21 protein-coding genes are annotated in these 23,572 nt (G+C 41.1%); 16 read left to right on the forward strand and 5 right to left on the reverse strand.

Translation table 11 applies throughout. The features are described from left to right. Positions 1-146 precede the first annotated feature (146 nt). Positions 147-1,283, reverse strand: coding sequence for an ISAs1 family transposase (locus ACT3S9_RS02320; protein WP_008466968.1), 1,137 nt, complete (start codon positions 1,281-1,283; stop codon positions 147-149). 87 nt (positions 1,284-1,370) lie between these two features. Here ACT3S9_RS02320 and ACT3S9_RS02325 point away from each other — a divergent pair, with 87 nt between their 5' ends. Beyond that, positions 1,371-4,319: a TonB-dependent receptor gene (locus tag ACT3S9_RS02325; RefSeq protein ID WP_444751100.1), complete on the forward strand. Its 2,949-nt coding sequence runs from the start codon at positions 1,371-1,373 to the stop codon at positions 4,317-4,319. Positions 4,320-4,393: 74 nt separating this feature from the next. Here ACT3S9_RS02325 and ACT3S9_RS02330 read toward each other — a convergent pair whose 3' ends face one another. Then, entirely contained in the window at positions 4,394-5,527 is a 1,134-nt protein-coding gene (locus tag ACT3S9_RS02330; protein WP_441994518.1) for a mechanosensitive ion channel family protein, read from the reverse strand. A 173-nt stretch (positions 5,528-5,700) separates the two neighbouring features. Between ACT3S9_RS02330 and ACT3S9_RS02335 the strand changes: the two genes are divergently transcribed. The 3 genes from ACT3S9_RS02335 (at position 5,701) to ACT3S9_RS02345 (ending at position 8,110) form a co-directional block, all read left to right on the forward strand. Further along, positions 5,701-6,675 (forward strand): YihY/virulence factor BrkB family protein, encoded by a 975-nt coding sequence (locus ACT3S9_RS02335; RefSeq protein ID WP_441836509.1) that lies wholly within the window; start codon positions 5,701-5,703, stop codon positions 6,673-6,675. Positions 6,676-6,893: 218 nt separating this feature from the next. Then, a complete protein-coding gene (locus ACT3S9_RS02340; RefSeq protein WP_441994519.1) occupies positions 6,894-7,067 on the forward strand; it encodes a hypothetical protein in 174 nt (57 codons plus the stop codon). A gap of 62 nt (positions 7,068-7,129) precedes the next feature. Further along, entirely contained in the window at positions 7,130-8,110 is a 981-nt protein-coding gene (locus tag ACT3S9_RS02345; protein WP_441835416.1) for a glutathione S-transferase family protein, read from the forward strand. 77 nt (positions 8,111-8,187) lie between these two features. Here the strand turns inward: ACT3S9_RS02345 and ACT3S9_RS02350 are convergent, their stop codons facing one another. Genes ACT3S9_RS02350 through ACT3S9_RS02360 form a run of 3 tightly spaced genes read right to left on the reverse strand, consistent with a single transcriptional unit; the run spans position 8,188 to position 9,262 of the window. After that, entirely contained in the window at positions 8,188-8,442 is a 255-nt protein-coding gene (locus tag ACT3S9_RS02350) for a hypothetical protein (protein ID WP_441835417.1), read from the reverse strand. 29 nt (positions 8,443-8,471) lie between these two features. Continuing rightward, complete coding sequence (locus ACT3S9_RS02355) at positions 8,472-8,921, reverse strand: hypothetical protein (RefSeq protein ID WP_441835418.1); 450 nt, start codon at positions 8,919-8,921, stop codon at positions 8,472-8,474. 5 nt (positions 8,922-8,926) lie between these two features. Then, the gene (locus ACT3S9_RS02360; protein ID WP_441994520.1) at positions 8,927-9,262 is read right to left on the reverse strand and encodes a DUF883 domain-containing protein; all 336 of its coding nucleotides are present in this window, start codon (positions 9,260-9,262) and stop codon (positions 8,927-8,929) included. 836 nt (positions 9,263-10,098) lie between these two features. Here ACT3S9_RS02360 and mraZ point away from each other — a divergent pair. From mraZ to ACT3S9_RS02420, 12 genes are read left to right on the forward strand one after another with little or no spacing between them, the layout of a single operon-like run. Further along, complete coding sequence (gene mraZ, locus ACT3S9_RS02365; RefSeq protein ID WP_441835420.1) at positions 10,099-10,557, forward strand: division/cell wall cluster transcriptional repressor MraZ; 459 nt, start codon at positions 10,099-10,101, stop codon at positions 10,555-10,557. Positions 10,558-10,585: 28 nt separating this feature from the next. Then, the gene (rsmH, locus tag ACT3S9_RS02370) at positions 10,586-11,521 is read left to right on the forward strand and encodes a 16S rRNA (cytosine(1402)-N(4))-methyltransferase RsmH (protein WP_441994521.1); all 936 of its coding nucleotides are present in this window, start codon (positions 10,586-10,588) and stop codon (positions 11,519-11,521) included. Continuing rightward, a complete protein-coding gene (gene ftsL / locus ACT3S9_RS02375; RefSeq protein WP_441835422.1) occupies positions 11,521-11,847 on the forward strand; it encodes a cell division protein FtsL in 327 nt (108 codons plus the stop codon). The genes rsmH and ftsL overlap by 1 nt, the downstream gene beginning before the upstream one ends. Then, the gene (locus ACT3S9_RS02380) at positions 11,844-13,661 is read left to right on the forward strand and encodes a peptidoglycan D,D-transpeptidase FtsI family protein (protein WP_441994522.1); all 1,818 of its coding nucleotides are present in this window, start codon (positions 11,844-11,846) and stop codon (positions 13,659-13,661) included. The genes ftsL and ACT3S9_RS02380 overlap by 4 nt, the downstream gene beginning before the upstream one ends. Then, positions 13,654-15,132, forward strand: coding sequence for a UDP-N-acetylmuramoyl-L-alanyl-D-glutamate--2,6-diaminopimelate ligase (gene murE, locus ACT3S9_RS02385; protein WP_441835434.1), 1,479 nt, complete (start codon positions 13,654-13,656; stop codon positions 15,130-15,132). The genes ACT3S9_RS02380 and murE overlap by 8 nt, the downstream gene beginning before the upstream one ends. Beyond that, a complete protein-coding gene (locus tag ACT3S9_RS02390) occupies positions 15,129-16,517 on the forward strand; it encodes a UDP-N-acetylmuramoyl-tripeptide--D-alanyl-D-alanine ligase (RefSeq protein ID WP_441835424.1) in 1,389 nt (462 codons plus the stop codon). The genes murE and ACT3S9_RS02390 overlap by 4 nt, the downstream gene beginning before the upstream one ends. Next, positions 16,511-17,593 carry a phospho-N-acetylmuramoyl-pentapeptide-transferase gene (gene mraY / locus ACT3S9_RS02395; protein WP_441835425.1) on the forward strand — a complete coding sequence of 361 codons (1,083 nt, stop codon included), beginning with the start codon at positions 16,511-16,513 and terminating at the stop codon, positions 17,591-17,593. Before ACT3S9_RS02390 ends, mraY begins: the two co-directional genes overlap by 7 nt. Then, entirely contained in the window at positions 17,594-18,931 is a 1,338-nt protein-coding gene (gene murD, locus ACT3S9_RS02400) for a UDP-N-acetylmuramoyl-L-alanine--D-glutamate ligase (RefSeq protein ID WP_441835426.1), read from the forward strand. Beyond that, complete coding sequence (gene ftsW, locus ACT3S9_RS02405; protein ID WP_444750708.1) at positions 18,928-20,103, forward strand: cell division protein FtsW; 1,176 nt, start codon at positions 18,928-18,930, stop codon at positions 20,101-20,103. Before murD ends, ftsW begins: the two co-directional genes overlap by 4 nt. After that, on the forward strand, positions 20,100-21,206 hold the full coding sequence (murG, locus tag ACT3S9_RS02410) for an undecaprenyldiphospho-muramoylpentapeptide beta-N-acetylglucosaminyltransferase (RefSeq protein ID WP_441835428.1): 1,107 nt from the start codon (positions 20,100-20,102) through the stop codon (positions 21,204-21,206). The genes ftsW and murG overlap by 4 nt, the downstream gene beginning before the upstream one ends. Positions 21,207-21,245: 39 nt before the next feature. After that, on the forward strand, positions 21,246-22,655 hold the full coding sequence (gene murC, locus ACT3S9_RS02415; RefSeq protein ID WP_441835436.1) for a UDP-N-acetylmuramate--L-alanine ligase: 1,410 nt from the start codon (positions 21,246-21,248) through the stop codon (positions 22,653-22,655). Then, the gene (locus ACT3S9_RS02420; protein ID WP_441835429.1) at positions 22,652-23,572 is read left to right on the forward strand and encodes a D-alanine--D-alanine ligase; all 921 of its coding nucleotides are present in this window, start codon (positions 22,652-22,654) and stop codon (positions 23,570-23,572) included. Before murC ends, ACT3S9_RS02420 begins: the two co-directional genes overlap by 4 nt.

Below are 23,572 nucleotides of genomic sequence, written 5' to 3' on the forward strand. Positions count from 1 at the left end.
GACACACTACACACAATAAAATGGAGATATAGGAAATGTTGTTGCAAAAAAAATACTCAAAATACAACAAAACAAACAAGCGAGCTTATACGCAATTTGCATTACGTCCAACTGCTAAGTTAGTTAGAGCAACGTTGGTGGCACGGCTAGCGCATTTTAATCCCAGACTCTAGCAGGGTTGAGCGGTAATCATCGTCTAGCCCTGCCATTTTCTTTTTCCTCGCCATACTTGCTGACTTAGATGCATCTTGTTTAAAAAGCGCCATGGCTATCTTTCGCATTACATTAAACATTAATGGCCCTTGAAGTTTGCGTATTCTCGATTCATCTTCTCTGAAGTTCATATCAAGCATCCAATGCATGCTTTCAACCTGCCAGTGACTGCGTACTGCATTGAGTGCTTGCGCTGCATTTAAGTCTAATGAACTTATATACCAGCGTGTTTCAGTGGTATCCGACCCTGCCGACTTATCATGAACTTCAGCCCTGACCTTAATAATACTCGTTAAGCCAGGCCAACGATAATCCTTGCCTAGCCAGCTTTTATCTATAAGTAACTGCTGGCATGTACGTGTTTCAACACGCCCATGTCCTGAGCTTATTTCGGTATGTTCATCACAATTATGCTTAGTTAACCTTTCACGCTCGCACTTGTGCCACCACGCTTCTAGTTCCTTTTGCATGCCTGAATGATTACCTTTAAGTGCAAGAATATAATCTGCTTTTTGTTGGATGATTTGTTTTGCTATTTCTTGTTGGCATCCCATCGCATCTAACGTAATGATACTGTTTTCAATATCGAGCAGGGTGAGTAATTCTGGTATTGCGGTGATTTCATTTGTTTTATTATCAACAGCCGTCTGCCCAAGCACTAACTGGTGTTGGCAACTCCATGCACTGACCGTGTGTAAGGCACTTTTTCTGTCTTTTGTGGTAAATGAACGCCGTGCGGTTTTGCCATCGATAGCGATGATATCTGCACCTGTAGTTTCAATCAGTGATGATATCCAAGATTGAAATGCCCTTTCTATTTCATTTGCTTTTAACCGACACATGACGCGAGCAATCGTGTCATGTTTTGGAATTCCTGCGTTGAACGTGCCGTATTTTTTTAACCAATCAAGCTTTAGGTGCCCAAAGTCTTCAATATCTTCCCATCCTTCTGCACCAGAGAGTACAGCGCTAATAGCAAGGAGAAGAATATCGATAAGTTCATGCTTTTTACAACGTTCAATGCGAGGATCTGTAATTGAATTAAAATGTTTCAGAAAAGTAGTGCTCATATTTATGCGACCAAGTAATTATTATGCCTTGATCTGATCACTACTTGCTCTATAAGTTCAATTTATAATGATCTTGCCGTGACGTTGGTGGCAAGTTTGGCGGGTTCATTTGCTTTTGCTGCACAGGCTCAAGAAGCCCCCGAAAATACACAAGCAAGTGAAGATGATGGTATTGAAATTATTAGTATCACCGGTTCGCGCAGAACAATTCAAGATCAAATAGCCATAAAACGCGAAGCAACAACGGTTGTTGATGGGCTTTCAGCTGAAGATATTGGTGATTTACCTGCTCTATCTATTGGTGAAGCACTAGAGTCAATCACAGGTGCTGCGTCACACCGTGAAAATGGTGGTGCTACAGAGATTACTATTCGTGGTCTGGGGCCATTTTTAAGTGCTACTCATATTAATGGGCGCGAAGCGACTAATGGTAGTGGTGACCGTTCGGTAAACTTTTCTCAGTTTCCATCAGAGCTAGTTAAAAAAATAGCCATTTATAAAACCCAAGATGCCTCAATGATCGAAGGGGGCGTGGCAGGTGTTATTGCACTTGAAACCGTGCAACCTCTTGACTACGGCAAGCAAAGAATTCAGGGTGAAGTGAAGGCAAATTACAATCCTGATGAAAGTAATGTAGAGAATTCATTACAAAGTGATATTGGCTTTCGAGGTACTTTTAGTTACGTAGATCAGTTTGAATTTGATAATGGTCAAGCTGTTGGTGTTTCTTTTGGTGTTCAGCGTCAAGATATCAACCAGCCAGAATCCGAATATAGAAGCTCTAGCCCATCAGGATCCTCGTTGTGGGCTTGTTTAAACGACCCAACTAATACTAATGAAGGTTTCTACCGTGGTGAAGCAGATGACTGTGAAGACCGTATCACCGGTGGTAGTAACCAAGGTTATGATACGGAAATTGACCCAGACACAGGTAAAGCAACTAGTGATGGAGTACCTTATGCCTGGACAGGGAGCACCCGTAGCTATCGTCAAAATGAAACTTCAGATGAGCGTGATGCTATTTTCTTTGCTATGCAATATCAACCGTCTGATACATGGGATATTAATTTTGATGTGCAAGTGTCTGATCGTATCCAAGCAGAAGCTCGACATGATATTAAATTTTTACAAAAACGTGCAACGCCAGGTGTTACTGGACCTACACTTGTAACAAATGACGTGGGCAGCATTCTACACTGGGAAGGTGAAGAAAGAATAGAATCAGCCGGTGAACAGTTTTCACGTGAAGAAAACTACATTGGTTATGGTTTAAACATAGAGCACCAAGCTACAGATAATTTAAGTTTAAACTTTGATGTATCTTACTCACAAACAAAACGTGAAGAGCTACAAATATCGAACCGCGGTAGAACAGTTAACCGTCCATTTTTTTCTTGGGATATGGGAGATGAAATACCTCATTTCACTACACAAGATTTTGATGTAACAGATATCACAAACTTTACTGATAGCTTACGTTCACGTATTGACCGTGAAAACAGCCGTGAACATGAAGTTATAGGGGCTCGAATAGATTTCACTTATTTACTCGATAGCGGCATGTTCACTAGTATACAAGGTGGCTTTAGAGCTTCTGAACTTACTTTCTTACAGTTTGGTGGCAGTAATGGTAATGGCTCACGTACTGAGTATGCATTGGATGATAACGTTGATCCGGATGTTGTGTTAGGCGTGTTGGAAAGTTGTCAAATTGATTTTCCAGAATCAGGCTTCTTATCCAGCGTATCTGATGGCGACATTATCACCAATGTTGATAGTGATGGGAATGTAATAGATAGTGGAACAGGTTCTTCTTGGGCTACATACGACAATACATGTTTCTCACAAGAAGTGGCAGGAATTGTGGGCGAGGAATGGGTTTACCCTGAAGTTGAGTATGAAAATGCAGGTACTAAAGATGTCACAGAAAAAACCACTGCAGCGTACTTAATGGCTAATTATGATACTGAAATGTTTGGTAAGTTCATTCGTGGTAATGTCGGTGTTCGTATTGTTGATACTGATGTAAATTCAATTGGTTTTAGAAACACTTTTGAAGTGGTTACAGATGATCTAGGTGTATTGGATGTAGTACCGGGCGATTCTCTTGATAAAATTGAAGGGGGCGGTGACTATACTGAGATACTGCCAAGCTTCAACTTAGTAGTTGATTATAGCGAAGATATTTTAATCCGTGGTGGTATATTCCGTGGTATGTCAAGAGTCGAACCGGGTAACTTAAGCTACAGTCGTACCTTTCAAACTGATGACGACGCTGCACCGACGACTATAGAAGAGCTATTTGTTGGTGTTAATGGTTCAGGTAATCCAAATACGCAGCCGTTAATGTCATGGAACTATGATGCAGCTATTGAATGGTATCCAAATGATGACTCTATTTTCTCTCTTGGTTTCTATTACAAGCAATTCCAAGGTGGTTTCCAGCAGCAAACAGTACTAGAAGAATTTGTAATAGATGGCAATAGCTATCAGCTACCGATTACTAACTCAGTTACCACCGATGAGGAAAGTGATATTTATGGTATTGAGAGTTCGATTGCTTATCGCTGGGATAGCGGTATAGGTGTAAAATTTGGTTATAACTATGCTGACACTGATTATGAGTTTGAAGATAGCAACTATGGGGACACCTTTGTTACTGATATAGACGGTAACAGCTCTCAATTAACAGAGGGGATTGTTGAGCCGGGCGCGGTTCCTGGATTCTCAGAGCATGTATTTAGTGGTCAGGTATACTATCAAATTGGTGATTTTGATACGGCTGTTATTTATAAATATCGTAGTGAGTACTTCCAACCTTATACTAGTAACGGTACACGCTTACGCTATGTTGATGCGGTAGGTGTGTGGGAAATGCGCGCTTCATACAGAATAAATAGTCACGTAAGGGTGAAGTTTGAAGCTATTAACCTATTTAGTGAGCCTAAGTCTCAGGATTTCTACACTGAAGATAATTTAGGTGAAGTAAACAGCTATGGCCCACGCTTATTTGCTGGAGTTTCTTTTAAGCTCTAAGTTTATTTCCAAGCTAAGATAAGTAGGAAAAGGCATTTTTGCCTTTTTCTACTTTACCCACCGTAAAAATATCATTAAATAATGTTACTACCTTGCTCTGGATCTCTGGCTTGATCTGCTTGCTCACGGATTTCATCTACATCACTGCTAACATCATCTAAATTATGCCTTTGATTATTATAACTTTTATTGATTTTAGGTTTTTCTGACACTGGCTGATTTTTTTGCTGTGCTTGAGGGACGCCTGTTTCGGGCTGAGTTGCTGTAGGTAAATAAAGATCGTCGCCTTGGCTATTGAGTAATATCCGCTCTCGAGCGTCATCGGGCATACTTATTCCTTGTTCAATAAAGTCAGTCACCAGTGTACGCATAAGCTGCGAGGCAACTTTAATAGTGCTGTGCTGTTCGCTATTAACCCAAAAGTAAATGGTTAAATTGATTGTGGCTGCGCCTAAGTTGTCTACCAATACTTGTGGAGCGGGATCGTCTATAATAGCGCTCTGGGCTTTTATTATTTCAAGAGCGCGGTTTTGCACGGCGCGAACGTCGTTATCAAAACCAACTCCCAATACAAAGTGACCGCGCATTTTAGGGTTTGCTGTTAAGTTTTTAATGACATTCTTATACACCGTCGCATTAGGTATTTGAATATGATTACCATCAAAATCCACTAAGGTTGTGGCGCGAGCAGTCACTTTTTTTACCACCCCTAAATGATTATTAACTTCGATAACATCATCAATTTTAAATGGCCGCTGCACGCTAAGTAACATACTGGAAATAAAGTTTTCAGCAATATCGCGAAACGCAAAACCTAAAATTAAACCCAGTAACCCGGTACCACTCATAACGGCCACAGCAAATTGAGTGAGGCCAACTAAGCGTAAGAATATATAAATTCCAAAGAAGATAATTAAAATACTAACAAAGCGTCGTGCAACTAAATTAAGCAAGTGGCTTTCACTCATATAACCTAGTGGCTTAATAATTATTTTTGAAAGTGGTCGAGCTAAAAAATAGCAGCCAATGATAACCACTACGCCCAATAGTAGAGCCGGTAACATTTGCCAAGCAGCTTGTAAAAACTGCATAACTTGCTGTTCTAAGTCAGGCCACAAAAACTGCCATGCATCGTTTCTGGTACTTATGTTTTCATTTTCGATTAATCTTTTAATATTCTGATTTATATATAAATGGCTATATTGCATGGGCATTTTCCATAATACACAAAAGTGATTAGACCGTTTACTAATCGGTTTATTACTTATTAGAATAGCAAATAAGAGGCCAGTTCGAGCTGGCAAACTATTTGCTACACCCTGTTATTAATGGGCAGTTATTTATGTGCTGCGCGGCAAGTAATCATAGCGGGGTTATCATCATGTCGAAAGATGAACGCGGGCATCAAGCACGAACACCGACTGAAATTCCATTATTGGGTTGGTGGGATATTAGTAAGCGAGTTTATACCAGCTTATCGCAAGATAACCTCTCATTTGTTGCTGCGGGAGTTGCTTTTTATGCCTTGTTAGCTATTTTTCCTGCACTTGCTGCACTCGTTTCGACGTATGCGTATTTTGCGTCGCCAGCGGATATTTCTGAGCTGTTAAGCCGGTTTGTAACATTATTACCGCAAAGTAGTCGCGATATTATATTAGAGCAGGTTTCGCAGGTGACAGAAAAATCACAAACACAGCTGAGTGTGAGTGCTATTGGTACATTGTTACTGGCTGTTTGGAGTAGCAGTAAAGGTTGTCAGGCATTAATTACAGCATGCAATATTACGTATCATCAACATAATAAAAGGCAGTTCTTTAAAGCGTTATTTGTACGCTTTGTGTTTTCGTTCGGGGCGATAGTTGTTGCGGTTATTGCGTTATTAATCATTGGTATATTACCTATCGTGCTTAATTTAGTGGGGCTTAACGCTCATATTGATACGCTTATTCAGTTAATTTCTTGGCCTATATTGGCAATCACATTTAATTTTGCTTTGGCTTTATTGTATCGTTATGCACCACACCGTAGTCCTGCAAAATGGTGCTGGGTAACCCCAGGCTCATTGATTGCGATGTTTTTTTGGATTATTGCGTCTTTAGGTTTTTCATATTATGTATCTCAATTTTCTTCTTATAATGAAACCTATGGCTCTATTGGTGGTGTAGTGATTATGTTGATGTGGTTGTATATTAGTGCTTATATTATTATTTTTGGTGCAGCAGTTAATGCCTGCACAGAGCAGCAAACGATGCATGACAGCACTATCGGTCCAGCTAAAGATGCTGGGGAGCGAGGTGCGTTTGTTGCCGACCGTTTAACGACGTTGCAGGCCAAACAAGAAAGCCGGGATGAGTAGTCTACACGACTCAACTAGAGTGGTAAGGGCTAGGGCTGCCTTTACTACTCTTTTGTTGCAAGTATGTTGCTAGTAATTAAATAAACGTTGTAAGTTATTAAGTTAGCCTAGCGTGCAGAGTCGAATCTGTCCCCACTTACCAATGACTTTGGTGTTAAGTTGAGTGGTTTAACTGGTGTACATATTCCCATAAGTCGTGAGTTTGTACTTGCCTGTTGATGGCTGACAACAGTAGTTTAGAGGCAGGTAAATTATTGACTCTAGAGCCTGGCAGCGAGATTGAGTTCACGAGTGAGCAAAACGCTGACATACTTATTTTGGCCGGTGAGTCACTTAAAGAAACCAATAGCGCACATCAGGTTCATTGTAATGGCTACGCAAAATACGATTAGGCAGTAACGCGTGATTATCGATGTGGCGAATATTTGGTCAAATTTAATTATCGGAGGTCTTTATGGGACTATTAGTAAAAGGTCAATGGCAAGATAAATGGTACGACACTGAGAGTAATCAGGGGGAGTTTAAACGTGAAGCCGCTCAATTACGTAATTGGGTTACTAAAGATGGCACCGCTGGGCCAACTGGTGAGGCTGGTTTTAAAGCGCAGTCAGGGCGTTATCACCTCTACGTTTCATTGGCTTGCCCTTGGGCGCATCGTACCTTGATATTTAGAAAACTAAAGGGTCTTGAGTCACATATCGATGTTTCAGTGGTTAGTCCTGATATGCTTGCGCATGGTTGGAGTTTTGATACCGATAACCACAGTAGCGGTGATAAGTTGTTTAATAATGATTTTATGCATCAAATATATACTCAGCATAAAAGTGATTATAGTGGCCGCGTTACAATACCTGTGCTTTGGGATAAACAGCAAAACAAAATTGTTAGCAATGAGTCGGCAGATATAATTCGTATGTTTAATAGCGCATTTAATGAGATAACCAATGATAAACGCGACTTTTATCCGGCTGTATTACAAAGTGATATTGATGAAATAAATGAGTTTATTTATGAAAATATCAACAATGGCGTATATCGCGCAGGCTTTGCGACAACAGTTAATGCGTATGAGCAAGCATTTGATTCATTATTTAGTGCTCTTGATAACGTTGAGCAGCGTTTAACAACTTCGCGTTATTTAGTAGGAAGTGAAATAACCGAAGCTGATTGGCGTTTATTTACTACACTAGTTCGCTTTGACAGTGTATACGTGGGGCATTTTAAATGTAATTTACGTACTATTGAAAGCTATCCCGCGCTTAGTCAGTATTTAAGAGAGCTTTATCAAGTTCCGGGTGTGGCAGATACCATTGATTTTTATCATATCAAGCGTCATTACTATTATAGTCAGACAATGATTAATCCGACTCAGATTGTTCCTAAAGGACCTGATATTGATTATATGCGTGATCATAACAGGGAAAAATTGGGATGACTTTAAAGTAGTTTTTTATAGTGGATTGGTATTAATTTATAGATCAGTGTAACGGCTAAACCTCAGTGATTTGAGGTTTAAATTAGCCTGAGTAGCCAAGTAAACTTACTGAGATAATTTGATTTACTGCTTTTATCATCAGATTTAAGCGCTTGATAACCTACCCCCGCACTAAATGCACTGGCAAGCCCTACTTTGGTTAGCGCAAACCTTTTTAAACGGTAAGTAAATGCACTCTGATGCTGCCTTTTTAAACTTTGCTGTAAATCCATTTCTTTACTGAGTTGAGTTACTTTGTGATTTGGCTTTTTAATAAAATAATCAATTAACATGATTTTTCTCCGGTCTGGATATCTAAGTCTTACTTAATATTTAAAAGCTGTTTGAGGCTATGTAATGTTTTAGTAAAACCTATTTTATTACTAATGTAGCCAATATTCTTCCAAGTCCAAACTAAAAAAATAAGCTGTAAACATATTAATAACGCAGCGCTGAGCCAAACTGAGCCACTAAATGCAAACACCGCAAACCCGAGAGTCGCCAGCAACCCAGCCCAAAGTAACACTAAACCACCGGCAAAGCAGACCAGTAAAATTATGAGTAATGCCAATGAACGTGTTGATAAGCGCAATTCAGCTTGCGCTATATTTTTACATAGTCCCGACTGTGTTTTATAGTCATGGTAAATTTGTTGGCTGTAACCTGATAATTTAGCTAAATGCTCTTGCCATAGCTGCGCAGAATGTTCAGCAGATTGCTCTGCTGAACTTTGTGCTTGCTCATCCGATGTTTTATCGTCGGTATGCTGCATAGTAATTACTTTCTACGACCAAGAAGAGAAGTAACTAACATACCTGCCGCAAAAGCGATACCTGCGGTTGCAAGTGGATTTTCAGAGGCTAGCTGGCGTGTTTTTCCTGAATATTCAGCCATTTTAATACGTGCCTCTAATTGCTTTTCAGATAATGTTTGCGCTGAGCTTGATGCTCCATGACGAACTGAGCTCTCAGCTGTAGCTGCACGTGATGAAAGTGAGTCTACAGCCTCATGCGCAGCTGAAGTTGCTTTTTCAGTAAATGGAGCATCCACATCTGATTTTTGTGGAGCTGCTTTAGAGTTTGATGCTGTTTGCTTAGCTGTTGAAGTAGTCATAATCAATCCTTAATAGTTCATTTCTTTGAAAAGTAATATAACTAATGCAATCATCAAACCAGCCATTAAAAAACATTTAAAATCAGCCGTTTGATTTTTTTATATGTTTTTTAATATGATTCATATCTTTCCTTTCAAGTAACACTTTCGCGGTTTGGGTAAATTTTACATAGTCATCGCAAGTCATATCGTAATGGTTTAAGTGTCTTTGTTGTTGTTATTTTTTGAGGTTTAATTTTCAAGAAAAGCAGAGCCTATCTAGTGTTTATCCTCCGTAAAAAGGCGATAATCTAGTATGAATACCAAATACGTGGTGTCCGGAATACCCTGTTTAGGGCGATTGAACTTTTGCTCACATAAATATTTAGGACGCGGTAGCTTTATTCGGTTTTTATTCATTCTGATGGGGATATAAGCCAGTAGAATAAAGTCGAAGCTGTTATTGAGCACAAATATCGCGCTGCGATTAACCGCCCTTGATTAATAAGCTTTAGTCTTGATTTAGTATTGAAAGGTTAGCATCCCTAATCAAACAATATAAAAATAATGTAATTATTCACTAGGTATTCAGTCAGTGACAATTGTTCATTCTTAAAGCAATTTATAAAAAAATTATTTTTTTCTTCTTTATCCACTTTTTCCCACATAATTCAGTAGCTTTGCGTGAAGCCTTATTTTTTCTAGGTTTAAGAGCGCATTATAGGATCTTGCCGACTTGACAAAATAGCGTGTCAAGCCCTAAACTGGAGCACTGTGGTAAAAAGTGGTTTTTAGTGGATCAAATTGGATCAAGATGCCAATGTTGATGAATACCAACGATTAGATTAGGCATATTTATGTTTCGCGGTGCGAGTTCACTGAGTTTGGATGATAAAGGACGCTTTGCGGTACCTACCAAGTACCGTGATTCGCTATTGTCCGAAGATCAGGGCACTGTGATCTGCACAGTCGCATTAAACGAGCCGTGCTTGTGGCTTTATCCACTAGCAGAGTGGATTGAAATAGAAGCAAAATTGGCAAAGATCTCCAATATGAATCCCCGTGCAAGACGTATGCAGCGCATGCTACTTGGTAACGCCACAGAATATCAGCTCGATAAAAACGGTCGAATTTTGTTAGCGCCTTCATTGCGCGCACATGCAGAGCTTGGCAAAAAGATCATGTTGGTTGGTTTGATGAACAAGTTTGAAATTTGGGATGAAGCACGCTGGCAAGAGCAGATGCGTCAGGACACCGAAATAGAAATGCTCGGTGAATTTGAATCTACCCCAGACTTAGACAGTTTATCGCTCTAGTCACCAAATTTAAGGCAATAATTAGCTAATGACAGCGCAATTTGAACATATTTCCGTATTAATGGACGAAACCATCGAATCCCTTGCGATCAAGCAAGACGGTATTTATATGGATGGTACTTTTGGCCGTGGCGGACATTCTGGACAAATACTTGCGCGATTAGGAGAGCAGGGGCGCTTGCAAGCGATTGATCAAGACCCACAAGCAATTAAAGCTGCTGAAAAGTTTGCCGACGATAAACGTTTTAGTATTGCCCACACACGTTTTTCAAATATTTTAGAGGTTGCACAAGACAATGATTTAGTTGGTAAGGTTGATGGTATTTTGCTTGATATTGGTGTGTCGTCACCGCAACTAGATGATGCACAGCGTGGTTTTAGCTTTATGAAAGACGGGCCGCTCGATATGCGTATGGACCCAAGTACTGGTCGCAGCGCAGCGCAGTGGTTAGCGGAGGCTGAACTTGAAGATATTACCCATGTTATTAAAAAATTAGGTGAAGAAAAATTCGGTCGTCGTATTGCCCATAAAGTTTTAGAAACACGTGAGCACACACCTATCACTACAACTAAGCAATTAGCCGATTTGGTTGATGAAGCGGTGCCAGTAAAAGATAAATATAAACACCCCGCAACGCGTACCTTTCAGGCTATTCGTATTTATATTAATAGTGAGCTTGAAGAAATTCAAACAGCATTACAGTCGGCAATTACTGTATTAAAACCGGGTGGACGTTTGGTAGTGATCTCTTTCCATTCATTAGAAGATCGCATAGTAAAACAGTTTATTAAAAAACAGAGTAAGGGAGAAGCAGTACCCAGAGGTCTGCCTTTAACGGATGCACAAATAAATAAAAACCTAACGTTAAAAGCAGTGGGTAAAGCGATTAAACCTAGTGATACTGAAATTGCGGCAAACCCACGTTCACGCAGTTCAGTACTTAGAGTTGCACAGAGGCTGTAATGAAAGCTAAAGCGAATCATCGAAAGCCCAATTTATTCTATGAAATTATCAAAGGCCTAGGAGCTAATAAGCTAACCTCGGCCTTATTGCTTATGATATTCGTAACAAGTTTAGCGGTTGTGCAGGTAACTCACCTAGCACGCCAAGAGTTAATCGAACAAGATCAGTTACTACAAGAGCGCGATGAACTCGACTTAGAGTGGCGTTATTTACTGGTCGAAGAAGAGTTTTATTCGCAGCATGTGCGCATTGAAGAAATTGCCACTATGCAACTAGAAATGAAGCGGCCGTCAAGCCGAGATGAACAGGTAATTATTCTGCCATGAATAGTAGAGGCAAAAAGCCCGTTACAACTTTAATCACCTGGCGTTTTATGTTGGTGTGTACTGTGGTGTTACTTATTTTTGTAACGCTTGTGTCGCGTGCAGCCTATTTACAAGTAATAGAGCCAGATAAAGCTCGTTCAGAAAGCAATAAACGCACAGTTCGAGTAGAGAAACTTCATGTGCAACGGGGTATGATTTTTGACCGTAATGGTAAAGAATTAGCGGTAAGCGTACCGGTTGTAAGTGTTTATGCCGACCCTAAAGCACTAAATAAATCACTGGTAAGTAAAGTGCTTAGACAAGCGCGTAAGAATGGCGAAGATTATCAAACATTGGCAGAAAACCAATCCGAACTGACCAAGCGTAGTGCTATTTATTACAAAAACGACTTACGTTGGCGTGAACTGGCTGATGTGCTGCGCATTGAACCGAAAAAAATTAATAGCCGTTTACGGGATGATGAAACCCGCCGTTTTGTATACTTAAAACGTCAAGTAACACCAGCGGTTGCAAATTACATTGGCGATCTGCGCTTGCCTGGCATTCATTTGCTTGATGAGTCAAAACGTTACTACCCGGCTGGGGAAATAACCGCTCACGTACTTGGCTTTACCAATATTGATGGTAAAGGTATCGAAGGGATTGAAAAGCTTTATGAAAAACCGTTAACCGGGGTTGAAGGCCGTCGTACTATTCGTAAAGATGCACAAGGCCGTGAAGTTGAAGTGCTTGATGAACGAGAGCGTGTGGAGCCAGAAAATATTCAACTGAGTATTGATCAACGTATTCAAACCATTGCTTATAAAGCGGTTAAATCGGCTGTACTTACATACAAAGCTACCTCAGGGTCAGCGATGGTGGTCGATGTTAAAACTGGCGAAGTGTTGGCGATGGTCAATAGCCCTTCATTTAACCCAAATAATATGCGTAATGCCTCACCACACAAACGTCGTAACCGTGCAATCACTGATTTGTTTGAACCTGGCTCAACTGTTAAGCCGCTAGCCATTTTAGCTGGGCTAGACTACGGCTCAGTTAAAGTCGATGACACTATTGATACGTATCCAGGTTGGATGCGTTTAGGCGGCTCATTAGTACAAGATACCCGTAACCATGGTGAAATGAGCTTACGTGAGATTTTAAAGTACTCCAGCAATATGGGCGTTACAAAAGTCACGCAAACTGTGCCAAAAGATTATTTTGTTGGTTTGTTTCAAAAGGTTGGGTTTGGTAGCGATACCGGCACCAGGATGGTCGGTGAAAGTAGTGGTTTATTCTATCCAAATAGGCGTTGGTCTGATCATGAAATTGCTGCGCTATCTTTTGGCTATAATATTGCGGTAAGTACCGCTCAGATGGCACGTTTTTATGCCATGTTAGGTGCAGGCGGCATAAATCGTCCACTGACTGTATTAAAGCAAGAACATGCACCTGAAGGTGAGCGTGTTTTTCAACAAAAAGATGTTGAAGCCGTTGTTCATATGATGGAAAGCGTTTTTGAAGACGGCGGCACAGCGCGTAATGTTAATGTAGATGGTTACCGTGCTGCGGGTAAAACCGGTACTTCTAAAAAAGCTGCTGCGGGTGGTTATGGTGATGAATATGTTGGTTATTTTGCCGGCGTAGCGCCAGCGAGTAACCCTCGTTTAGCGGTCGTTGTGATGATTAATGAACCCGGTGGCGATGTTTACTCTGGCGGTGCTACCGCCGGACCTGCCTTTGCTGAAATAGTGTCAAATGCTTTACGAATTTTAAATGTGGCTCCAGACAAAGATGCTGTTGCCTATATGAAAGGTAAAGATAATGATGCGTGATTTACAGCCGATTCTTAAACAGATTGAAGTGGACGCTAGTAGCCTACAGGTGAATCAGCTGCGTTTAGACAGCCGTGAAGTTAAACCCGGCGATGTATTTGTAGCAATTAAAGGCCATCAACTTGATGGCGGACATTTTATAGAAAAAGCGATTGAAAATGGCGCTATAGCCATTGTAGCCGATAGACTGTGTGAGTTTGAAAGCGACTTTGAACCACTTTATTTAGTCACTGATTTAGATAAAAAGCTAGCCGTTCTTGCTAGTGCATTTTACCAGCACGCAAGCCAGAAACTTGAGCTTGTTGGTGTGACTGGCACCAATGGTAAATCAACAACGACAGCAATGATTGCCCACCTAGCTGAATATTGCGATACTCAAGCCGCTATTATTGGCACTTTAGGTTATGGTCAAACTGATAACTTAATACCACTTCTAAATACCACACCTTCAAGTGTTGAGCTGCAGCGCATTCTAGCTGACTTAAAAGCGAAAAATAATAAACTAGTTGCAATGGAAGTCTCATCCCACGGTTTAGTGCAGCAGCGAGTTGGCCAATGTCAGTTTAAAGCCGCCGTGTTTACTAACTTATCCCGAGACCACTTAGATTACCATGGTGACATGCAAAATTATGGTGATGCTAAGTTAATGCTGATGCGTGACTATAATGCTGAGCTTGTGGTGCTTAATCAAGACGATAACCAAGCAGAGCTATGGCTTGAAAAGTACAACTTTAATAATCTTATTTGTTACGGGCATAAAAATTTAGCGCCAGAAGCAGCCAAATATGTGTATTTTAGCGAGGTCAACTTTCATCAGGGCGGTATTGCTGCTCTTTTAAATACCAGCTGGGGTGATATTAAAATAGAGTCCCCCTTATTTGGTGAGTTTAACTTATATAACTTAGCTGCAGCGATCGCCACCTTATTAGGTTTAGGTTATCCACTTACGCGTTTAGCTGAGGGCTGTAAAACACTTGAACCTGTTGCAGGACGTATGCAAGCTTATAGCGCTAATGACAAACCAACCTGTATTGTTGATTTCGCTCATACTCCAGATGCACTTGCCTTGGCATTACAAGCACTGCAAAAACATGTTCCCGGCGGCGTAAGTTGTGTCTTTGGCTGTGGTGGTGATCGTGATAAAGGTAAGCGCCCGCTGATGGCAAAAGCCGCAGAAGATAATGCCGATAAACTTATAATTACCAGTGACAACCCGCGTAGCGAAGAACCTATGCAAATAATTAACGATGTTGCAGCGGGGCTTGCACAACCAGAAAAAGCGCATCTTGAAGAAAATCGTGGTGCCGCTATTAGTTACGCTATTGAACAAGCAAGCTCTGAAGAAGTAATTTTAATTGCTGGTAAAGGCCATGAAGATTATCAAATTATTGGCGATCAACGCATCGACTTTTGTGATCGCCAATATGTACAACAACAATTAACAAAAAAATCACGAGGATCACAGTTATGATCCCAATGGATTTTAATTGGCTTGCCAAAGTGCTAGCAACAGATTACCAAGGTGGTAATCAACAAGTAACGAACATAAATACTGACACCCGCAGCTTGTGCGCTGGTGAAGTGTTTTTAGCATTACAAGGGCCTAATTTTGATGGCCATAAGTTTGTGCAACAAGCTAAAGAAAAAGGCGCGATAGCAGCGATTGTTAGCCGTGAAGTTGATATTGATTTACCACAGTTTGTGGTAGCGGATACGCGTTTGGCGCTCGGTGAAATCGGCGCAGCCGTTATGGCTGAAGTGTCGCCAAAGACCATTGCAATTACCGGCAGTGTGGGTAAAACCACTGTAAAGGAGATGTGCGCGGCTATTCTATCGGGTCATGGCGAAGTGCTTGCTACCGAGGGCAATTTTAATAACGATATTGGTGTGCCACTGACTTTATTGCGCCTAGAAGCCAAGCATCAATATGCGGTGATAGAGCTGGGTGCGAATCATATTGGTGAAATAGCCTATACCGCAGCGATGACTAAAGCAGATGTCGCGGTAGTTTGTAATGTGGCCGCCGCGCATATTGAAGGTTTTGGCTCTTTACAAGGTGTAGCAACCGCCAAAGGTGAAATTTACGACGGTTTAAAAGAGCATGGCGTAGCCATTATTAACAGCGATAGTGATTATAGTGACTATTGGCTGGATAAATTGCAAGGTCGTCAAGTTAAGCGTTTTTCAACCAGTGAAAAGTTAGATATTTGGGCTGAAGAAGTTAGCCTAGATGAGCAAGCTCATGCCTCGTTTTACATGTGTACAGCCACTCAACGAGTGCCTGTGAAACTTGCTTTACCAGGTAAGCATAACGTGGCTAATGCGCTGATAGCTGCATCACTTACGCTTGAATTTGATGTTGATCTTAAGTGCATTGCTAGCGCTTTGGCTAATATGGCTGAAGTAAAAGGCCGTGTAAATATTATTAAAGTAGATGACAACCTAACGGTTATTGATGATACCTACAATGCTAATGTTGAGTCGGTAAAAGCGGCAATAGATTTACTCAGCGATATATCAGGCCAACGTATTTTAGCTTTTGGTGATATGGGCGAGTTAGGTGAAGATGCGCGCATGTACCATCAGCAAGTGGGCGAATATGCAAAATTAAAAGGTATTGATGAGCTTTATACTTTAGGGGTATTAAGTAAGTCCGCCAGCGATGAATTTGAAAAGCCGAATCGCCACTTTTCGAGTCGTGACCAGCTATTACAACAGTTACAAAGTGAACTGGCTAAATCTGGGCGAAAAACCACCATCGTAGTAAAAGGTTCTCGCAGTTCTCGTATGGAATTGCTTGTACAAGATTTAGTTAATAGCCAGCAACTTGGCAGCAATGGAGTATCATCATGTTAGTTTGGCTGGCTGAGTATTTAACACAATATTACAGTGGTTTTAATATTTTTTCGTACCTGACGGTGCGCGCTGTATTAGGCATTTTAACCGCGTTATTAATATCGCTTTATTTTGGTCCAAAATTGATTCGTGCTTTGCAAAGAATGCAAATTGGTCAAATAGTACGTGATGATGGGCCTGAGTCGCACCTATCTAAAAAAGGCACCCCAACCATGGGCGGGCTACTTATTTTAGGCGCTATTTTTACTAGCACATTATTGTGGGCTGATTTATCAAATAAATATGTATGGGCTACCTTGTTTGTAATTGGAACACTGGGGTTAGTGGGCTTTATTGATGATTACCGCAAGGTTATTCGTAAAGATCCAAAAGGCTTAATTGCTAAATGGAAGTACTTTTGGCAGTCAGTCATTGCTTTAGTGGTTGCAAGTGCACTTTATTTTACCGCTCAACAAGGCAGTGAAACATCATTAGTGGTGCCATTTTTTAAAGATGTCCTACCGCAACTAGGCTTGTTTTACATTGTAATGACTTACTTTGTAATTGTTGGCACTTCAAACGCGGTAAACTTAACAGATGGCCTTGATGGCTTAGCGATTGTGCCAACTATTTTAGTCGCAGCGGCATTAGCAATTATTGCTTATTTAACCGGTAACGTTAATTTTTCTGAGTACTTACATATTCCACATTTACCCCTTGCGAGCGAATTGGTGGTGGTATGTACAGCTATTGTTGGCGCCGGTTTAGGGTTTTTATGGTTTAACACTTATCCAGCACAAGTATTTATGGGCGATGTGGGTTCACTAGCTTTAGGTGGTGCGCTGGGAATTATTGCCGTGTTAGTACGCCAAGAACTCGTGCTTGTGATTATGGGCGGTGTGTTTGTAATGGAAGCGCTGTCGGTTATTTTGCAAGTGGGCTCATTTAAGCTTCGAGGACAACGAATTTTTAGAATGGCACCCATTCACCATCATTACGAATTAAAAGGTTGGCCAGAGCCGCGGGTTATTGTGCGTTTTTGGATTATATCAATCGTACTTGTACTGGCTGGTCTCGTAACATTAAAGATAAGATAAATGAAATATTTAAATGAGATAAAAAATAAGCGTATAACGGTGCTCGGACTCGGTGTAACAGGTCTGGGCATTGTGCGTTTTTTGTTATCTCATAATGTGTTGCCTATTGTTGCTGATAGTCGAAATACGCCACCGGGCGGGGATTGGTTACTTGAGCATGCGCCAGAACTGACAACTCAGTTTGGTGATTTAGATAATACTGCGCTTAGTGATAACGATATTATTATTATCAGCCCAGGGCTTAGCTTGAGCACAGATGCCGTTGCCAAAGCAATTGATGCAGGTGTTGAAGTGATTGGTGACGTAGAGCTATTTGCTCGCTTAACAGATAAACCCGTCGTTGCAGTGACTGGCTCTAATGGTAAATCTACCGTAGTGACACTGGCTTACGATGTATTAAAAACGGCAGGTTATAAAGTCGGCTTAGGTGGTAATATTGGTACTGCAGTGCTTGATTTATTAAATGATGGCTTTGATGTGTTTGTACTGGAACTATCAAGCTTTCAACTTGATACCACCACTAGTTTAAAACCAATCAGTGCCAGCGTATTAAATGTTTCTGAAGATCACCTTGATCGCTATGAAAATTATCAAGGTTATATTAATTCAAAGCAGACTATTTATCGCTATGCGTCTCTAGCTGTAGTGAATAAAGACGATAGTGCAACTTATACCGATACAGCAAATCAGGTGAGCTTTGGTTTAACCTCGGGTGATTACTGTTTGAAGAGTCACCAAGGTGAAGATTATTTTACCGTAAAAGGTGAGTCGTTATTGCCCGTCAGTTGTTTAAATGTTGTTGGTCGCCATAATCAGTTAAATGCGCTTGCTGTGATGGCTTTATTAAGCCCGTTCACTATCAGCGGTGAGCATTACCGCCGAGCTTTTAGTGAATTTACCGGTCTTGCGCATCGCTGCCAGTTTGTTACAAAGCTTAACGGCGTTAAGTATTTTAATGATTCAAAAGCCACTAATGTAGGTGCAACTATTGCTGCAATCGCAAGCTTAGCCAATCAAGCAAAGCAATTGGTTGTTATTGCTGGTGGCGATGCAAAAGGTGCTGATTTAAATGCTCTTAAACCTTACTTGCAAGAGCAGCTTAAAGCTCTGATCTGTTTTGGTAAAGATGCCAAAGCGCTGGTTGCTTTAACAGAAAAAGGCCACTTAACGGCTAACATGGACGAAGCAGTCAGTCTTGCTAAAGAGCTTAGCACTGAAGGCGATATTGTTTTATTAGCACCGGCGTGCGCCAGTATCGATATGTATAAAAATTATATGCAGCGCGGTGAGCATTTTAGCGAGTGTGTAAATAGCCAATGTGTTAAGGAAGACTCATGATCGCTTTTGCTAATATTAAAGAGTCTCTGACTCCGCGTCCATCAGCGCAGTTATATGATGTACCGCTATTATATTGTGTTGTTATGCTCATTGGCTTGGGCTTTGTGATGGTTATGAGTGCCTCAATGCCTACTGCTGAGCGACTATTCGATGACCCGTACCATATTATTATTCGCCACAGTTTATTTTTAGTTATGGCCTTTGTGCTTTTTTGGATCACGTCCTGTGTACCGATGACTTGGTGGAAGCGCTCAAACCCTTATTTATTACTATTGGGTTTAGCGCTATTAGTAGTGGTATTAATTGTTGGGCGCGAAGTTAACGGTGCAAAACGCTGGATACCAATCGGTCCTGTAGGAATTCAAGCGGCGGAGCTGGCAAAGTTATTCTTTTTTAGCTATATCGCGGGCTATTTAGTACGTAAACGTGAAGAAGTTCAAGAAAACTTAAAAGGTTTTGCTAAGCCGATTGCGGTCTTTGCGGTTTATGCGTTATTGGTTTTATTACAGCCCGACTTAGGGACTGTGGTAGTGATGTTTGTCACTACAGTCGGATTATTATTTTTAGCCGGAGCTAAGTTGTGGCAGTTTTTTGCGTTGATCTTAACTGGTATTGCTTTAGTGGTGTTGCTAATCATAGTTGAACCGTACCGGATAGCTCGGGTGGTGGGCTTTTTAGAGCCTTGGGACGACCCATTTGGCAAGGGTTATCAATTAGTACAATCGCTAATGGCATACAGTCAAGGTGGTTGGTTTGGTCAAGGGTTGGGTAATAGCGTACAAAAGTTACAATACTTACCTGAAGCACATAATGACTTTATTTTTGCCGTTATAGGTGAAGAACTTGGCTTTGTAGGTGTTGTTAGTATCTTAATTTTGTTTGGTACGTTAGTTTTTCGAGCATTACTGATTGCTGAGCAAGCACTTAAATGTGGTAAAGAATACGAAGGCTATTTTAGTTTTGCGATAGGTATTTGGTTTGCTTTTCAAACCATGGTGAATGTCGGTGCAAGTGTAGGTATATTGCCGACCAAAGGATTAACTCTGCCATTTGTTTCTTATGGTGGTTCCAGCTTATTAATAATGACTATTGCTGCTGGTATTTTGATGCGAGTTGATTTTGAAACCAAAATGGCTACCAAGCAAGCAACGTCACGAGGAGGTCGTCGATGAGTAAGAAAATAGTTATTGTTGCCGGCGGCACCGGTGGTCACATTTTTCCTGGTATTGCTGTTGCTGATTATTTAAAAAAAGCGGGTTGGCAGGTGAATTGGATTGGTACGGCTGATCGGATGGAAGCAGATGTAGTCCCTAAGCATAATATAGATATTGATTTTATTAATGTTAAAGGTGTACGTGGTAACGGTATTACACGTTTAGTTAAAGCGCCTTTTATGGTGATAAATGCTATTTTGCAAGCACGAAAAGTATTAAAAAAGCAACGCCCAGACGTGATACTTGCCATGGGTGGTTATGTTACTGGACCAACAGGTGTGGCTGCAAAAAGTTTAGGTATTCCATTAGTCATCCATGAGCAAAATGCAGTGGCTGGAATGAGTAATAAATACCTAGCTAAGTTTGCTAATAAAGTACTTGCCGCTTTTCCAGAGGCTTTTGAAAAGGGTCAAAGTGAAGTAGTCGGAAATCCTGTAAGGGCAAGTGTTGCTGATGTAAAAAAACATACAATTTCTAGCCCAATCAAATTGTTAGTCGTTGGTGGTTCATTAGGCGCTAAGGTGCTCAATGATACATTACCCACTGCGTTTAAGATGTTAGGTGAAACTTCTTCTGTAGTGATACGGCATCAAACGGGCAAAGGGCACCTAAATGCAGTGCGTGAAGCATATAAACAACAAGGCTTTACATCGGAGCAGGCAAAAGTAACCGAATTTATTGATGATATGGACAGCGCCTATGAGTGGGCTGATATTGTTATTTGCCGCGCCGGAGCATTGACAGTTAGTGAAATTGCTGTAGCGGGACGAATGGCGGTATTTGTGCCTTATCCGCATGCGGTGGATGACCACCAAACAGCCAACGCAAAATTTTTAGTCGATGGTAAGGCCGCGCTTATTATGCCTCAAGAGCAATTTAATGCGCACTCAGTAGTTGAGTTGTTAACGCCTTATTTAGAACAACCAGAATTGATCAGTGAGCATGCGACTGCAGCCTCGCAATTAGCAGTAATTGATGCGACTGCAAATGTCGCAAAGTATTGCGTAGCAGCTGCAAGCGAAAAAGAGCCACTGCAAGTAACAGAAAAAAGAGATAGCTAAGTGAAAGAAACGGCAATAGAGAAAAGTACTCGTCCAGCAATGAGACGTATCGAAACTATCCATTTTATTGGTATAGGTGGCGCAGGCATGGGCGGAATTGCTGAAGTGCTCGCTTTTGAAGGCTATCGTATTACTGGCTCTGATATTGCTCACAGTGCAATGACTGAACGGTTGATTAAAGCTGGCGCAGAGGTTTTTATTGGTCATCATGAAAATAATGTTAAAGATGCCAATGTGGTCGTGGTATCAAGCGCCATTGATGAAAAAAACCCTGAGATAGTGGCAGCTAAGGCTGCGCGTATACCTGTGGTCCGTCGTGCTGAAATGCTGGCCGAATTAATGCGTTTTCGTCATGGTATTGCGATAGCTGGCACTCATGGTAAAACCACCACAACTAGTTTAATTGCTAGTATTTACGGCCAAGCTGGGCTTGATCCAACATTTATAATAGGTGGCTTACTTAATAGTGCGGGCAGTAATGCAAAAGTAGGGAACAGTGATTTTTTAATTGCTGAAGCCGATGAAAGCGATGCGTCGTTCTTACATTTACAACCCATGGTATCAGTGATCACTAATATTGAAGAAGATCACATGGACACTTACGGCGGTAGCCTTGAAAAAATGAAAGACACCTATGTGGATTTTATTCATAACTTACCGTTTTATGGTTTGGCTGTTGTGTGTATAGATTCTGATGTAGCAGCAGAGCTTCTTCCTCGTTTTGGTCGTCCAGTACTTACGTATGGTGAATCGCGTGAGGCTGACTATCAAATGACTGAATTTAGCCAAACGGCAAATAGTTGTACGTTTACCGTCAATAGCAAGCAAGGCGAAAGCATTACTGTTTCGTTGAATATGCCAGGTAAACATAATGCATTAAATGCCACGGCAGCCATTGTAGTAGCTAAAGATCAAAACATTGCTAATCATGCAATTTTAGAAGCGTTACAAAAATTTGAAGGCATTGGTCGTCGCTTCCAACACTATGGCGATTTTGAAAATGAACGCGGTAAAGTGATGTTAGTAGACGATTATGGTCATCACCCATCAGAAGTCGCTGCAACTATTTCGGCGGTTCGCGAGGGGTGGCCAGATAAGCGTTTAGTGATGGTTTATCAACCACATCGTTATAGTCGTACGCGCGACTTATATGAAGATTTTGTTAAAGTGCTTGCTGATGTGGACCAGCTATTACTGTTGGATGTTTACGCTGCAGGAGAAGAAGCTATCGTTGGCGCTGACAGTAAAAGCTTATGCCGTAGTTTACGCTTAAGGGGTAAAGAGCCGTTACATGTAGCAAGTAGTACCGAGCTTGCTGGTGTGCTCGCTGATACTTTACAAGACAACGATTTAGTACTCACTCAAGGGGCTGGTAATATTGGTCAGTTGGTTAAAAAGCTCGCAGCGACTTCTTTATCTATTGAGCAGCTTAAGCAGGTGGACGTATGAGCCAGTTAGCAGCAACATTTGGTAAAGTTGCGGTACTTTTAGGTGGCGATTCAGCAGAGCGTGAAGTGTCACTTAAATCAGGTCAAGCGATATTAAAAGCGCTACAAAGTGCTGGCATTGATGCCATTGCGTTTGATCCGCAAATACAGCCTTTGTGGCAACTAAAAGAACTTAACATTGAGCGCGTTTTTATTGCGCTGCATGGTCGTGGTGGTGAAGATGGCACCATTCAAGGTGCGCTTGAATTTATGAACATACCATACACTGGCAGTAATGTTTTAGGCTCAGCCTTGGGTATGGATAAAGTGCGTTGTAAACAATTGTTTAAATCAGTGGGGTTGAGTACAGCCCCTTTTGCCGTAGTGGATGCTAAAAAGGGCTTTGATGCTAACGCTATTATGGGTGAGTTTAAAAAAGTGATGGTTAAACCTTCGCATGAAGGCTCAAGCATTGGTATGGCACAAGCAACCAATGCTGATGAATTAACTAAGGCACTGAATGATGCTTTTAAGTTTGATAGCCAAGTATTAGTAGAGCAGTGGATCACTGGGCGTGAATTTACCGTTGCAGTACTGGGGGATGAGATACAACCCGTTATTGAAATGACCACCCCGAATGGTTTTTATGACTATCAAGCTAAGTATCAGTCAACGACCACGCAGTATCATTGTCCGGCTGATTTATCAGCGATAGATACAAAAAAGCTACAAGCAATGTCACTCGAAGCGTTTGCTTTAGTGGGGGCTAGTGGTTGGGGACGCGTTGATGCAATGCAAGATAAAAGCGGTGAGTTTTATTTATTAGAAGTGAATACTGTACCAGGTATGACTGAAAAATCACTGGTACCCATGGCAGCAAAAGCAAATGGTGCGAGTTTTGAGCAATTAGTTGTTCGTATTTTGGAGCAAACACTTTAA

The organism is Pseudoalteromonas sp. AOP31-A2-14 (assembly GCF_052378035.1).
Taxonomy (GTDB): Bacteria; Pseudomonadota; Gammaproteobacteria; order Enterobacterales; family Alteromonadaceae; genus Pseudoalteromonas.